The organism is Nostoc sp. C110 (assembly GCF_043099725.1).
GTDB classification, from domain to species: domain Bacteria; phylum Cyanobacteriota; class Cyanobacteriia; order Cyanobacteriales; family Nostocaceae; genus Nostoc; species Nostoc muscorum_A.
Map to the genome: position 1 here is coordinate 2,227,828 of NZ_CP171148.1, position 14,389 is coordinate 2,242,216.

Here is a 14,389-nt window from a genome sequence, read left to right on the forward strand (position 1 = left end):
AATAACCAATAACCTCAACTTTACTAGGATATGGATGTGGCTTTCTCTTTATGCTGCTTAGGGAAATCTTCATTTGCCACAATCTCACCAAATGGACTCAAGACATGTTGCTTCTCTACTGCTGGCAGATTTTCTAATGGCAAATGGGGAAATAAAAGTTCTGCGACTCGATAAGCTTCTTCTAGGTGGGGATAACCAGAGAGAATAAAGGACTCAATACCTAAATCTGCATATTCCAACATTCTGGCCGCTACGGTTTGGGGATCGCCTACTAGGGCTGTTCCCGCACCACCCCGCACCAAACCAACTCCTGCCCATAGGTTCGGGCTAATCTCTAAAGCTTCACGATTCCCGTGGTGTAATTGAGTCATCCGTTGTTGTCCAACTGAATCCATCCGGGCATAAGCTTTTTGAGCTTTAGCGATCGCTTCGTCATCGACATATTTAATTAAATCATTGGCTGCATCCCAAGCTGCACCCTCGGTTTCGCGCACAATCACATGTAAACGAATCCCGAACCGCAAAGTCCGTCCTTCTGCTTCTGCAAGTCTGCGAACTAATGAAATCTTCTCGGCTACTTGCGCCGGTGGTTCGCCCCAAGTTAGATAGACATCTACATGCTTGGCAGCAATTTTTTGAGCAACAGGAGAGGAACCGCCAAACCACAAAGGTGGATATGGCTTCTGAACAGGTGGAAACAGCAGCTTACCATCTTGAATATTGAGATAATCGCCCTGAAGATTGGCTTGTTCTCCACTAGCGATCGCTCGCCATACTGTCAAAAATTCATCTGTTAATTCATAGCGCTGATCGTGATCCAAATGCAAGCCATCTCCCGCCAACTCTACGGGATCGCCTCCTGTCACGACATTAATCAGCAAGCGTCCTCCAGAGAGACGATCAAAAGTCGCCGCCATCCGCGCCGCTACTCCAGGCGATACCAAGCCGGGACGAATCGCCACCAAAAAACGCATCTGTCGTGTCAGCGATAGCAGCGTTGACGCTACAATCCAAGCATCTTCGCAAGAACGTCCCGTGGGCAGCAATGCCCCTGTATAACCAAGGTCATCCACCGCTTGGGCAATCTGCCGCAGATAAGGAAAGCTTACTGCCCTTCCACCTGTAGCAGTTGCAAGGTAACGTCCGTCGCCGTGGGTTGGGATGAACCATAGTAGCTGCATGAATCCTGTCCTTTTAAACTACGGTAAAACGATAGAACTACCGTGCTTTGTTTATAGATGTAGAGTATCACATATTCTACAAAAGCCCGCAAGAAGTTTTTTTAGAAACTCCGGTATTCCTATCAAACCAATGTATATTAAGCTGTGTTTAATAAGATAGCGATCGCAAAGATTGGAAATCGGGAATTGAGTATGGTTATTTTCCTTGCCCCCTTTTCCCTCTTATTCCTTGATCTTCCCTTGCTCCTTAGCCCTTTTCCTGTTGTCTCTAAACAGAAATAAATTGGAGTTCAGATGTCGTGAGGTCGCGCCATTGACCCAATTGTAAGTCATCTAATCGTAGGTGGGCTATGCTGACCCTAACCAGTCGCAAAGTTGGAAACCCAACAGCCGCAGTCATGCGCCGGACTTGACGGTTTTTTCCCTCTGTCAAAGTCATTTCCAGCCAAGCTGTCGGTACATTTTTGCGAAATCTAATTGGCGGCGTGCGTTCAGGTAGCTCTGGCTCTTTTGATAAGAGCCTAACTTGTGCTGGTTGAGTGCGGTAATCTTGAATTTCTACGCCTGTTTGCAACCTTTTGATCGCATCTTCATCTGGAATTCGCTCTACCTGTACCCAGTAAGTACGTTTATGACCAAAACGCGGATGGGCAAGGCGATGTTGCAATTGTCCATCATTGGTTAATAGCAGTAATCCTTCACTATCCCAATCTAAGCGTCCTACAGGATAGACATCAGGTACATGTATATAATCTTTCAGGGTGCTATGTGTGGGAGCATCTTTTGTAAATTGGCTGAGAACGCCATAGGGTTTGTAAAAAATAATATATCGGTAATGATTTGTCATTGGGCATGGGGCATAGGGCATGGGGCATAGGCATTGTTATTCTTCTCTTGCTCTTCTGCCCCCTGGTTCTATTTTCTAACGAGATTTAAACATTTTTGAGGGAAATAAGCGTTCAAATACTTCCCCCGTAGGGGCAATTCATTAATTGCCCCTACAATGTCTGTCTATTTATCATCAATTAATGATTAATAAACACTTGAAATGACTTATTTACGTTGATTCACAGCATAACTCTGTATAGTATATAAGCCTTAAAGCCTTATGTTTTGATGTAAACGACAAAAAACGATATCGTCAGAAATTGTGGGTTGAAATTTGCTTAAGATACACAACCAATGCCCTATGAATAATTACTTTCGCTCCAATGTTGATGCAATGGCTAGCTATGTTCCCGGTGAGCAGCCCCAGCGTGGTACACAGATAATTAAACTCAACAGCAACGAGAACCCCTATCCTCCTTCCCCTGCGGCACTAGCTGTACTGCAAAATATTGAGGGGGAGTGGTTGCGGCGATATCCAGAACCTTTCGGCGGGGAATTTCGAGAAGCCGCAAGTAAAGTTTTAGGAGTTCCTAGCGATTGGATTATTGTAGGCAATGGCAGTGACGAATTGTTGAGCGTAATAATTCGAGCCTGTGCAGAACCTGGAAAGAAGGTAGTTTATCCGATGCCAACTTATGTGCTATATCGTACATTGGCAGAAATGCAGGCTGCGGAAATTATTGAAATTTCCTACAGCGAGGACTACAGTTTACCTTTGGAAGAACTGGTTGCTGCCAATGGTTCTGTCACATTCATTGCGTCGCCGAATAGTCCATCGGGGCATCTGGTAGCAACTAACGAGTTGCGCCAATTAGCCAGCCAGTTATCTGGAGTTTTGGTGATTGACGAAGCATACATAGATTTTACCGAAGAGAATGCGTTGGCTTTGGTAAAGGAATACGAAAATGTCATCATAATTCGTACACTTTCTAAGGGCTACTCGTTGGCTGGACTGCGATTGGGATTTGGAGTGGCGAATCCTAAACTGTTGCAGGGATTGTTTAAAGTGAAGGATAGCTATAACATTGATGCGATCGCTTGTGCAATTGGCACGGCTGCCATTACCGATCAAGCTTATAAAAATGCTTGTGTGGCAAAGATTAAAGCATCGCGGAATCAGCTATCAACAGACTTGAAACAATTAGGTTTTCATATCTGGGATTCCCAAACTAACTTTTTGCTGGTACAGCCTCCACAAAGAAACGCGGAATATCTCTATCAAAAACTGAAAGAACAGGGAATTTTAATCCGTTACTTCAAGCAGCCTGGTCTAGATGACAAATTACGCATTACTGTTGGCACAGATGAACAAAATCAAGTTCTAGTAGAAGCGTTGATTTATTTGTTGAGGACTGGGGATTAATTAGGACAGGGGGAACGCATCTAAATCATTGATATATTGATATATAGTGAAGTTAGCAAGACTGCCGATACATCGAACCTGTTGCTATTTACACAATTGGTAGGAGTTATTGAGAAAAAACTAATTGCAGACTGCCGTTAGAGTTCTTAATCTGCACTGAACCCCGACGGGCAATACTTTGAGATTTTTGAGATTCCATAAGGGTAATTAACTAGGGTAAAGACCTTTATCCTTCCGCTTTACCCCAGTTTTACCCCAGAAATACTTATTGGGGTATAAACCTCTACCTTACATTTTTACCCCAGTTCTTTACCCAAACTACCCAAAATAACCCCAAAAATCTCTGAAGGCTTTGAAAATAAGCCTTTAACGCCCAATAAAAAGGCCTTGAAAACCCTGTAATGCTTATATTTATTTAAAGGCGGCACCCGGATTTGAACCGGGGGTGGAGGTTTTGCAGACCTCTGCCTTACCACTTGGCTATGCCGCCACTTCAACACTATAAAGCCTTTTTGTCTATCACTTGATATATTAAGGAGGCAATAGCATCAGTCTGACAATATTAGCACAAGATTGTGAGGTAGAGATAGTGGGTTAACTGGATGTTTTTGGTATTCTTTTAGTCTTGCATCGCCGTCTAGGTTCTTGTTATATCTGGATTAGCGATCGCTAATCCAAACTTCTGTCATAATGACGCAGTGATAATTTAGCACTTAACCCGTGATTCCTGCGACGTTCATCAATATCTACCACAAACGGCTCGCTCACTTTGAGCATCTAGCGCGTTAATTAGCTTTGACTTCATCGGCAAAATTAGCCCATCGGACAAAGTGAAAGGGGCCGGCGATGGAACCCCACAGTCGCTCATCAGTGTCTAAATCTCTTCCCCTATCGAGGCTGAAAAATTCTTTAGCGTCAATCTCAAATTCGTTATCTAAATAAGTATTTTTGCCGTCACGAACCACAATGCAGCCTTTACCAGGTTCAACCCTGCCTTTGAAGCTCTTACCTGTCCACTCTACAATCATGTTGCAGCCTGACATTTTTTCCAGTTGGTCAACAGACAACTCTTTGAGGCGTTCGGGTTCACGAGATGCACCGTAAAATTTTTGTTCTTCTTTAACGGTGTAGTGTTCAATAGCAATGTGGTTTTCTGCGGGAATCAATTTCATTACCCGCATCCGGTAGGGTTGATTGAGCATAAAATCATAAGCTTGTTCGAGAAACAAACTTACCCCTGAGAACAATTCCAAGGGAAGGGGACGGATACACACACGAATGTGGGCATAAAAAGGCGGATTTTCAAAAGCTTGTTCTTGATTACTAAAGTCAGCTGACATCCATCGGGCTAAGGTAGCAATATCAGTAGAATGAGTCACGTCGCTTCGCTCCAAATTCAAAATTCAAAATTCAAAATTAATAATCCCCATAAATAAATTTAGGGGCTTGTATCCTTTTCTTTGTTGGTGATTATTAAAATGATCAACTAGCTGATTAAAAATTCTTTAGGATTATACCATTTTGGATTTTAGATTTTTGATTGGGGATTGCTTGCTGCATCTTGCTTAGTCTTAATTTGTCTATCGCAACCATTTTGCAATTTGGGATTATTTTGACACTAGTCAGACTGAAAAATATTGGCTGCAATACCTCCGGTGGGCTTTGCCTACGCAATGTTTCAATTAGATATTAAGATCACTTGTATTTTCCAGACTGCTTAAAATCCCATTGCCTCGGCGACTGCGCCCAATTCTGCTGCAATCCCCTGTTTAAATTGACTGTGATTGTGTTTAATGGCTGTATCTGGGTCTTTTAGACCATTGCCTGTGAGGACACAAACCACTGTCGCCCCTGTAGGAATTTGGTCTTTTACCTGCAATAATCCGGCTACAGAAGCGGCGCTAGCAGGTTCGCAGAAGATACCTTCTGATGATGCTAAAAGTCGATAAGCATCGAGAATTTCTGCATCGGTAACGGCATGGAAATTTCCCTGACTTGCAGTTTGGGCTGCGATCGCTAATTCCCAGCTAGCAGGGTTGCCAATGCGAATTGCTGTCGCTAGGGTTTCGGGATGCGCCACGGGCTGACCGTGTACTAATGGGGCTGCACCTGCGGCTTGGAATCCCATCATTCGGGGTAAGCGATCGCACTTTCCATCTTGATGATATTGACAAAAGCCCATCCAATATGCTGTGATGTTTCCCGCATTGCCTACAGGGATACACAGCCAGTCTGGGGCATCACCCAGTGCATCGACGATTTCAAAGGCTCCAGTTTTTTGCCCTTCTAGGCGGTAGGGATTGACCGAATTTACCAAAGTTACCGGATAGCTTTCGGCCATTTCGCGGACAATTTCTAGCGCTTGGTCAAAATTCCCTTTAATTGCCAATACTTCTGCACCGTAAAGTAATGCTTGGGCTAACTTGCCCAGCGCTACATAACCGTCGGGAATTAATACAAAGGCATTCATCCCCCCACGCCTTGCATAAGCGGCGGCGGCGGCTGAGGTGTTACCCGTGCTGGCACAAATTACTGCTTTTGCTCCTGCTTCCTTGGCCTTGGAAATTGCCATAGTCATCCCCCGGTCTTTGAAGCTGCCGGTAGGATTCAGACCATCATATTTTACAAAAACCCGTACTTGTCTGCCAATACGTTCTGCGATCGCTGGCACTGGTATCAGAGGTGTATTGCCTTCCAAAAGAGTGACGACCGGTGTTTTTTCACTGACAGGTAAGTATTGGCGATAGGCTTCTATCAGTCCGGGCCAAGGTTGGCGATGAGATTTAGCAACAGAAAGGCTCAAAGTCACAGGATTTAAAATTTCTTAATGTTAAGGATTCGATATTTAGAGAAAGTGGCAGATGGAAGCGGAAGAGGAAGAAAGTGAATTTTTCTTTGCCCTGTCCCAGCCCTTTAATTCCAAAAGAATATTACTTATAGAATATTATTTTTTGTGGTGCAGGTGTTTCACTTGCCATTTTTATTTAGAATACCAGTTAAATAGGCAATGTGCTGTCTCTCCTTGGCAGTAGCCTTGGACGATTCCTTGCCCAAGACTACTGCCAAAAAGAGTGGATATTAAAAAGGTATACTTTTAAGGCGATTGGGGGGAATCTCTGCTGTGTCAGTCGTGAATTTTTCATAATCTCACAGAATTCTTGATATAGTCTACATATAATTCGTGCGTAAATTCCCCAAAAAGGGCGATAATAATTCATACAACCATAATTGACAGGCTATCAATTTAAGTATTGCTAAGTACCGTCAAGTGGACGGAAGCTTTGCACACTTAAGGGCGCTGTTCTGTTTGGAACACAGCCATGATGCTCGCCGTCTCTTATGATTGAACCTAAAACCCATTAGAGTAATTGATGAAAAATATACAATATTTTAATAAAGCTTAAAAGAGCATTATTATAATATTTCTAATGGTGTGAGTTAAATTGTGGATTTAATTAGCGATGCCTACTTGTTTATCTAGTGTTTCCGATCGCGAGTCCCAGGCTAACTGGGTCAGTAAGCTAACCAAGTCTTATTATCAAGACGATCAGCAAGCGAAATTGATGCATTTACAAGCAGAAGTAGACTCTCTGTTGCAGCAGTTGGAAAACCTGAAGAACCAACGTCTAGCCGAAACTAACCAAAAATAATAAGTCAATTTTGGAGATAGCGATTGCCAGTGCCTCTTTAATTTAAATTTGATTAGAGGGCGTGCTATTCAAAGCGCTGATTTTTCTCTGACCAGCGCTTCAGACTGTAATTATGAGCATTTTCTACTAATAAAGCTAAAGATTGCACGTCTGAAAGCTTGGCGATCGCAGAGAGTCTTTGTAAGTCATTTCTGGTAAAATCACTGTAAATGACTTGATTGCTATCAGACAAAATTATAGTCCGGTCACGGCGTTCTTCTGTATTTTTCGCCTGAATTTCAGGTGAAGACTGATTCAATGATGCTATTGATGCTGCTGAGATAGTCAGTATTATTTCTGGTTGAGCATTATTTGTTAAATCAATCACTTGAACGGGCCAATCACCCAACTTTTCCTGTATCTGCTCAAAGGTAGGAATAGCACCAGCCGCAACTTCGCCAGATTGCTGTAAAGATTGCCAGACACTCGATAATATTACCTTCACCCCTTGGGGATTTTGTTGATGCAGTTCTTGTAGAGTGATGGGAGATGGTTGTACCCATTCCAGTGCTGCATTTGTCAAAGCTAGAGGTTTGGGTTGGAGAACATCGTTTTGATTCTCTGGAATTTTTGGGCCCGCAGCCAATAGGCGCAAAACTTTACCCTGTAGTTGTACTGCTTTGATAGCGGCTATAGTAATTTTTTGTTCTCCGTTTGGCAACCAGACTATAATCTGAATTTCCGGGTCAGAAATGATTCCCAAAGTTTTCCAGAAAAATTTGGCGGCGGAAGTTTTAGGTGGGTTCAAATTCTCAAAGGGGGAATTTAGCCAGCTTTTACCGTCATTAAATGCACTCACCTCTACCTGATACCAAACTTGATTATCAGTGAGTTTCAAGTCTGCTGAGGAATTTGGTTGCAGCCACTCGCTGCTAGTAACTTGAGTAATTGGTTGCACTGTACCAACAATCTGACTAGGGTGAGTAGAGGATATTTGCGACTTTGCACCCTCACTATTGAGTTTTGCTAACAGACCTTGAATATAGACAAGATTATCTTTTGTAATTTTTGGTTGCGTCTTTAACCAGGAATTAGCGTGTTCTTCTCCCTGCTGAACTGCCAAAATCAAAGCAAACCAAGCTTGCACGTCTAGTCTATTTGGGTTCACCCGCAACGCGGCGGCTGTGCGATTCCACAACCGTTTTTTATCAGCTTTGAGTAGAGTAGCAATTTCTTGAGTATTATGTGGCGACGCTTCAAACACCTGTAATGCTTTCCCCCAGCGACCATCAATCAAGTTTGCTAGCACTTCTTGGCTAGGACTTGCCCATTTTTTCTCGGCTTGGGTTTTAGTAAGTTGGGAATGCAAGCGAATCAAATCCATTTGCGCTTGCGCCACCTCTGGAAAAACTCCTTTGCGCTGTTTCTTGATGAATTTCAACCATTCAAAGGCTGGTGTCCATAGTCCACTACGGGCAATTGACAGGGCGTTTTGGTATGCAGAATCTTTGAGGGCTTCTGATTTGAGGGTAATCGCCTCCAATTCAATTGGTTTGAGGAATAACCTCACAGGCTTGACTTGGTAAACCTGTAAGTGCGGTTCTAAACCTATAGTTTGATCGACAACTAACTCTTTTGTACCATCACCAGTTACCTGCTGCCATCTGGGTAATTGTCCGTTGGGACTTGTCCAAGACAACATTTGTAGTAAATTGGTGCGTTGTGGATTGTAGTATACAACTTGACCATAAGCACCAGTTCCTGGTTGGCGTTGACCCCGCAAATTAAACCAAACCCCTGGTGATGGTGTCCCACCGTCAAAGCGTTGCACTTTAGTTAAAGGTAGGGGAACACTGATATCTTGGGGTTCTGATGTCTCATCAAGTGAGGGTGAAATCACAGAGGATTTCTCTGGCCCAGTTATAGGTAATTGAGTGGCTAAATAGTAGTAATTTTCGGACTGAGATTTAAACTCTAACTCTTTTGATAGCTCGTAAACCCTGAGTTCCACAAGTTTTTTACAATCAGATTGACAATTAAGACGCTGTTGCCAAACTGGCAGTAAAAAAGAGTCTTTCGCATCTTGACGTAAAGGCAGAGTTTCGCCAAATATTTGGTTTTTTTGACTCAAATCGAGTTGAATTTGTTTGAGAGTTTTGGGGCGTTCGTGGTTGCCAAGGGGGATTTGTGCCCATGCGGGTAAAATTTTATTTAGCCAGCTTACCTGGTCTGGATTGAAGATGAAGAGAACGCTAATCCAGGAGAAAACCATAATTAGACTAGCACTACTCAACAAAATTGCGATCGCTAGCGTTGACGACAACCACCTTCCCCCTTTGAACTTTGTCTGGGGTTTTTTAGCGATGCGTTTCATCACACCTGTATGAGGTTTATTTTGTTTAGAGGCTTTTGGTGTCAGCTTGCGTGGACGATTTGCCATAGATTGGGGATTAGAAATTGAGGATTGGGGATTGAAAAAGAGGCAAGGGGGAAGGGAGCAGGGGGGACAATTCAGAAAGGGGTATTCAGACCCATGTTCCGCTCTACTTCACGGCTCTCGGTTGGGGTCATTTCCCCCTGCCTCTTCGTTGAGAAAACTCTTTCCTAGTTCCTAGTACCTAGTCTCCAATACCCAATACCCTGTTATACTCGTCCTTTCAGAAGTTGCCCAGAAAGATTAAGTCTAATTTTGGACAAAATACGTAAATTTTCCCATGTGAACGCTAGACAATAGCGCATACACTCTTCACTTAAGTATGTGAGCAGAGTGTAAAAAGTTGAAAGGTATACTTATTAGCCGCAGTCATCGCAAAACCTGGATGCTCGCATGGTTACTCATTGCGGGAGTAAATGGAGTTGCCCAAAAAGCATCAGCACAAGAGTACATCAATACAGAAGCTACTCAGGCGCAGGAGAGTATAGATTTAAATTCTCCTCCCCTCTCCCCCATAAATCCGATGGCGCAAGTTACATCGGTTTCTCAACTCAAAGACGTACAACCCAATGATTGGGCATTCCAAGCATTACAGTCTTTGGTGGAACGCTATGGTTGTATAGCAGGGTATCCAGATAGTAGCTATCGCGGTAATCGCGCCTTAACTCGGTATGAATTCGCCGCCGGGGTGAATGCTTGTTTGGATAAAGTCAACGAATTAATCACTACAGCCACCAGCGATTTAGTTACCCGCGAAGATTTAGCAACATTACAAAAATTGCAATCAGAATTTGCCCCTGAATTAGCAACTTTGCGGGGTCGTGTCGATAGTTTAGAAGCCAGAACTGGCGAACTTGAAGCCAACCAATTCTCAACAACAACCAAACTCAGTGGACTACTAATAGTTGGTATTCAAGGACGGACTAGCAATCGTGGTGATGTCAATCTTAGAGATGGACAAAAAGATACAGATGATGGCGGGACAAACATTAATGTCATATCCCTGGCGCAACTATATTTGACTAGTCAAATCACTCCTAGTAGTTACTTGTTTACAGGTCTTATAGATGGTAAAGGAAAAACTTCGCCTAGATTTACCAATAGTGTTTCCCGGAATGATGTTTTACTTGGCTACGAATTTCCTACAGATAGCTTGATTCTAAGTGACCTCAATTTTCATTGGCTGGTGACGGATAAATTAGCAATAATGGTGGGAACAGAAGGCGTAAGTATGCCTGCTGCTTTCCGAGGCCCCAATCGGGTAGAAAGTGCTGCAACAGGGCCGCTGTCTTATTTTGCCCAAAGAAACCCAATTTTAAATATGGGATACGGTCACGGCGGTATAGCTATTGATTGGCAATTTGCTAAACGCGCCAGTTTGCAGGCAATTTATACTAGTTATAAACCAGGCAATCCCGGTAACAGTAGCGGTTTATTCGATGGAACCACAACTACTGGTGTGCAATTGCTGCTAACACCAACTGACACTCTAGATTTAAGCTTGTATTATGTCAACAATTATTCTTCGGATGGTTGTTTGCTAACCTTTGTTGGTGATGAATGCTTAACTACAGTTAATACCACTACCGGAAAATCAGCACCTTTGCAAACTAATGCTGTGGGTGCGACTGTCACTTGGCAAATTTCACCTCGTATTAGCGCAGGTGCGTGGGGTGGTTATACTAAATCTTACATTCCTGGACAATCAGGAAATGTAGAAACGACTAATTATATGGTGTTTATGAATTTCCCTGATTTATTTGCTAAAGGAAATTTGGGGGGAATTTATGTCGGTCAACCTCCTAAAATAACTAGTAGCGACCTACCTGTGGGGAATAATGTCCCTGACTTTATTAATACCGGTTTAGGACGTGCAGGTGGACAACCAGGAACTACGACTCAAATTGAGGCATTTTATCGTTTTCAGCTAACTGATAATATTAGCATTACACCAGGAATAATTCATCTCTTGCAGCCTGGTAATACACCAGATAGTGACTCAGTTACCATCGGCATTCTGCGGAGTACTTTTAGTTTTTAATTTTCCTTGCAGACAAACATTATAGAGCTTACAGCATATAAGACGAGAGAGTCATCTGATAAATTAAATTTTTTGGCGATTTTTGTGTGAGTTCTGGAGATATAAAAAAAGGTTTGGCGGTGAGCCAAACCTCTATATAAATCCAGTGCATAACAACATCCCGAATTAATTTACTCATTATTATATTCATAGGGCATCTTCCTATAGGATGTGTGCAAATATCCTCAAACCTGATAGGATATTTTCCTAGTATCATTGAATACCTCAAATAGAAAATTAATCTGCCAAATGTTAGAAGCTATGGCAGATTAATTTAGATATTAAAGATAGTAAAAAAACTCAAAATATTTTTATATCTAAAACTTGCATAAAAGCAATTTTTCCAACTAGTAAACAAAATAAAAGACGGGATAAATTATCCCGTCTAAATAGCTTGAAAGTGGCAATACACCTTGGACTCTGCAAAAAACAGCACAAATAAAACTTAATAGGTTGTAAGACGAACAAATAATATAAACAACAAGAATGCTAGTTGAGCTTATTCTTAATGTTTCAATCATTTGCATTCTAGCTAATATATCACAGCTTAATTATAATGTAATGTCAAAATGCCAAATAATTAACGACAAAAAAGACGGGCGTTAGCCCGTCTTCTGTATAAAAAGTAAAAACATCTTGGTAATTTCTGCAATATATCAAAATACTCTAATCACTAGCTGCCAAATTGCCAAATACTTATCAATCAAAGACGAATATTATTTTCTCTGTAATTCAATGTATTTGTCAGCTATGGATTTTACTCTCAAGAAAAATTAATAGTTACTCAAAGGATTTAGTGATGGCTTATAATGAAAGATTTAGTTTTCTCTTGTTATCGTTAATTAATATTGCATAAGGTGTGCTGCTTCGGGACATAAAAAAGCCTGCGTAGGCATAGCCCATCGTAAACATTGCACCATCAATTAGAGATAATTTATATTTGTCTACATAGTATAATTTTTTACAAAAATTATGCAAAATACATGTGTAGGAGCAATTCATGAATTGCCCCTACAGTGCAGGTTTATTTACCATCAAAGAATGATTAATAAAAATTTATTTGTTAGGCAAAATCTATGCAGTATTGGATTCTTTTTTACAGTACGTATTTCTAACAAACTTAGACGGCTAACTGTTAATAAATAACAGCTAATCATAGTAAATAATTAGCAATTAAACATTAACAATTAGCCGTCAATCCCCTTGGGGAGTATTTAAAATTCAAATGTCAGAAGGATTTCCGTAGGAAAGTCACTCTAAGCACGCTCATCAAATCTAGTGTAGAAACCACCGTATTTTATCCAGTATTGTTTCAAAGTATGATGAGGAGTATGTAAACTAGCTTTAGCCTGATATAAAATTACTTGGCGATGATCGCCCATCCAGATTTTGTTAATGGGGTCAACGGATATTACTGTTCCTCCTAAAGAAGCGACACATTGGGAGAATCTTTCAATGGTCGTATATTCTAATGTCTCGAATATAAAAAAGTTACCGGAACAAATCAAGTGGCGGCTACGAATCCAACAGCGCATCTTTTTTTCAGCCTGTGGAGGTAACATTTTATATTTAACAGATTCAAGCTGAATCAACATAACGCTCTCACTGCAAGTAATTCATCAGCAAAACTTTCCCGTTTCTCAAATCGCAAAGGCCCAGCAGTTGACCCCCATATCTGCTTGTGGGTTTCAATATCCATACCTTTATCTAGACTTATCCAAGTATGCTCGGTTATTTCTACGTCGCTGACTAAATATGTCTGGCAGCCATTGCGGTTAATCAAACATTGATTACCCGGTTCCACGCTACCCCGAAACATTTCACCCTCTCGTTGGAAAACCATCGAACAGTTATAACGCCGTTCGATACAATCTGGGGTGATGGTTTTGAGGATATCTAATTCACGAGCCGCACCTGCATAAAGCATCTGGTCTTTCAAGCTGTAATTTTCGATATAAATGCGATCGCCACAATCTACCAGTCTATGTACTCCTTGGCGGTAGGGTGTCCATAAATCGTGGTCATACGCTTGTTCTGAATAAAAACCGATGGCAGAAAAAAATTCAATCGGTAAAGGACGGAAAAAAATGTGAATGTGGGCGTAAAGTTGGGGATTTGCAAAAGATTGCTTGTAGTTGCTAAAATCTCCTGCCATCCAACAGGCTAGGGTGAGCAAATCACTAGCGTTGGTGCTAGATTCACTGGGTGCTATTGTCATATTCAACCTCAGTAGTGACAAAATCAGATGATTCCTTCTATGTTTTAACCTGATATTACTAACTGGTTGAACTAGACAAAGAGCGAATCTCTGAAGAAAAGGAAGCTGTTGTCACACCTTTACCATCACTGGTTTTAATTGTCGCTACCCGAAATCGCAGATTTGGTGTGGCAAACCAAATTCGCTCTTCAGCAGCAGCATGTTCATACTCCGTCAGCAGGGTAAAAATCCCATCTTCACTCAAGTGGTATTTACCCACTGCGGGGATTGTCTCAGCGTATCCTTGATCGCGTAAGAGTTTTCCCCTAGAAGGATTTTCTATATCTGGAATTGGCACCAGCACAGTACTACCAGAGATTGGTTTATCGTCCCAGTCTGACTCACCTTTCCAAGTCATCCGAAAGGGGTGAGTGATACTGCCGGGGTCGGTGTCATACAATTGACAAATTGCTAATACCGCCGGATCGTCGGTGGATAGAGACTCAATGTCAATGTTAGACAGCACTTGTTCAAAGTGAGCGAATGCTAAATGATGACCACTACGTTGCGATCGCCATCGCCCAATTGAAAGTTCAAAGAATTCAGTAATTTCCATT

General features: G+C 41.9%; 12 protein-coding genes and 1 tRNA gene. 3 read left to right on the top strand and 10 right to left on the bottom strand.

Features of this window, described 5'->3' with window-relative positions:
• Positions 1–23: 23 nt before the first annotated feature.
• The gene (ssuD, locus tag ACFFRD_RS15105; RefSeq protein WP_392482175.1) at positions 24–1,181 is read right to left on the bottom strand and encodes an FMNH2-dependent alkanesulfonate monooxygenase; all 1,158 of its coding nucleotides are present in this window, start codon (positions 1,179–1,181) and stop codon (positions 24–26) included.
• A gap of 268 nt (positions 1,182–1,449) precedes the next feature.
• Positions 1,450–2,028: an rRNA large subunit pseudouridine synthase E gene (locus ACFFRD_RS15110; protein ID WP_392482176.1), complete on the bottom strand. Its 579-nt coding sequence runs from the start codon at positions 2,026–2,028 to the stop codon at positions 1,450–1,452.
• Between the two features lie 342 nt (positions 2,029–2,370).
• On the opposite strand from ACFFRD_RS15110, the gene hisC reads away from it, so the two are divergent.
• Complete coding sequence (hisC, locus tag ACFFRD_RS15115) at positions 2,371–3,432, top strand: histidinol-phosphate transaminase (protein ID WP_392482178.1); 1,062 nt, start codon at positions 2,371–2,373, stop codon at positions 3,430–3,432.
• A 419-nt stretch (positions 3,433–3,851) separates the two neighbouring features.
• Here the strand turns inward: hisC and ACFFRD_RS15120 are convergent.
• The 3 genes from ACFFRD_RS15120 to thrC form a co-directional block, all read right to left on the bottom strand.
• Positions 3,852–3,922 (bottom strand) — tRNA-Cys (locus tag ACFFRD_RS15120).
• 295 nt (positions 3,923–4,217) lie between these two features.
• Positions 4,218–4,811: a chromophore lyase CpcT/CpeT gene (locus ACFFRD_RS15125; RefSeq protein WP_174709381.1), complete on the bottom strand. Its 594-nt coding sequence runs from the start codon at positions 4,809–4,811 to the stop codon at positions 4,218–4,220.
• Between the two features lie 338 nt (positions 4,812–5,149).
• Positions 5,150–6,241, bottom strand: coding sequence for a threonine synthase (gene thrC / locus ACFFRD_RS15130; protein ID WP_012407520.1), 1,092 nt, complete (start codon positions 6,239–6,241; stop codon positions 5,150–5,152).
• Between the two features lie 652 nt (positions 6,242–6,893).
• Between thrC and ACFFRD_RS15135 the strand changes: the two genes are divergently transcribed.
• Positions 6,894–7,082, top strand: a complete 189-nt coding sequence (locus ACFFRD_RS15135; protein WP_392482180.1) for a hypothetical protein — start codon at positions 6,894–6,896, stop codon at positions 7,080–7,082.
• 64 nt (positions 7,083–7,146) lie between these two features.
• On the opposite strand, the gene ACFFRD_RS15140 is transcribed toward ACFFRD_RS15135, so the two are convergent.
• Positions 7,147–9,501, bottom strand: coding sequence for a hypothetical protein (locus ACFFRD_RS15140; protein ID WP_392482181.1), 2,355 nt, complete (start codon positions 9,499–9,501; stop codon positions 7,147–7,149).
• Positions 9,502–9,880: 379 nt separating this feature from the next.
• Here ACFFRD_RS15140 and ACFFRD_RS15145 point away from each other — a divergent pair, with 379 nt between their 5' ends.
• The gene (locus ACFFRD_RS15145) at positions 9,881–11,536 is read left to right on the top strand and encodes an iron uptake porin (RefSeq protein WP_392483076.1); all 1,656 of its coding nucleotides are present in this window, start codon (positions 9,881–9,883) and stop codon (positions 11,534–11,536) included.
• 28 nt (positions 11,537–11,564) lie between these two features.
• Here the strand turns inward: ACFFRD_RS15145 and ACFFRD_RS15150 are convergent, their stop codons facing one another.
• The 4 genes from ACFFRD_RS15150 to ACFFRD_RS15165 all read right to left on the bottom strand — a co-directional run bounded on the left by ACFFRD_RS15150 (position 11,565) and on the right by ACFFRD_RS15165 (position 14,388).
• The gene (locus ACFFRD_RS15150) at positions 11,565–11,726 is read right to left on the bottom strand and encodes a hypothetical protein (RefSeq protein WP_392482182.1); all 162 of its coding nucleotides are present in this window, start codon (positions 11,724–11,726) and stop codon (positions 11,565–11,567) included.
• Between the two features lie 1,105 nt (positions 11,727–12,831).
• The gene (locus ACFFRD_RS15155; protein ID WP_114082081.1) at positions 12,832–13,170 is read right to left on the bottom strand and encodes a CpeR family transcriptional regulator; all 339 of its coding nucleotides are present in this window, start codon (positions 13,168–13,170) and stop codon (positions 12,832–12,834) included.
• Positions 13,164–13,793 carry a chromophore lyase CpcT/CpeT gene (locus ACFFRD_RS15160; RefSeq protein WP_163928625.1) on the bottom strand — a complete coding sequence of 210 codons (630 nt, stop codon included), beginning with the start codon at positions 13,791–13,793 and terminating at the stop codon, positions 13,164–13,166. The genes ACFFRD_RS15155 and ACFFRD_RS15160 overlap by 7 nt, the downstream gene beginning before the upstream one ends.
• A gap of 58 nt (positions 13,794–13,851) precedes the next feature.
• On the bottom strand, positions 13,852–14,388 hold the full coding sequence (locus ACFFRD_RS15165) for a phycobiliprotein lyase (RefSeq protein ID WP_163928626.1): 537 nt from the start codon (positions 14,386–14,388) through the stop codon (positions 13,852–13,854).
• Position 14,389 lies beyond the last annotated feature (1 nt).

Coding starts and splice junctions, on each gene's coding strand:
- ACFFRD_RS15140 (WP_392482181.1), bottom strand. CDS start 9,501: ATGGCAAATCGTCCACGCAAGCTGACACCAAAAGCCTCTAAACAAAAT.
- ACFFRD_RS15110 (WP_392482176.1), bottom strand. CDS start 2,028: ATGACAAATCATTACCGATATATTATTTTTTACAAACCCTATGGCGTT.
- hisC (WP_392482178.1), top strand. CDS start 2,371: ATGAATAATTACTTTCGCTCCAATGTTGATGCAATGGCTAGCTATGTT.
- ACFFRD_RS15135 (WP_392482180.1), top strand. CDS start 6,894: ATGCCTACTTGTTTATCTAGTGTTTCCGATCGCGAGTCCCAGGCTAAC.
- ACFFRD_RS15150 (WP_392482182.1), bottom strand. CDS start 11,726: ATGAATATAATAATGAGTAAATTAATTCGGGATGTTGTTATGCACTGG.
- ACFFRD_RS15145 (WP_392483076.1), top strand. CDS start 9,881: ATGCTCGCATGGTTACTCATTGCGGGAGTAAATGGAGTTGCCCAAAAA.
- ssuD (WP_392482175.1), bottom strand. CDS start 1,181: ATGCAGCTACTATGGTTCATCCCAACCCACGGCGACGGACGTTACCTT.
- ACFFRD_RS15165 (WP_163928626.1), bottom strand. CDS start 14,388: ATGGAAATTACTGAATTCTTTGAACTTTCAATTGGGCGATGGCGATCG.
- ACFFRD_RS15155 (WP_114082081.1), bottom strand. CDS start 13,170: ATGTTGATTCAGCTTGAATCTGTTAAATATAAAATGTTACCTCCACAG.
- ACFFRD_RS15160 (WP_163928625.1), bottom strand. CDS start 13,793: ATGACAATAGCACCCAGTGAATCTAGCACCAACGCTAGTGATTTGCTC.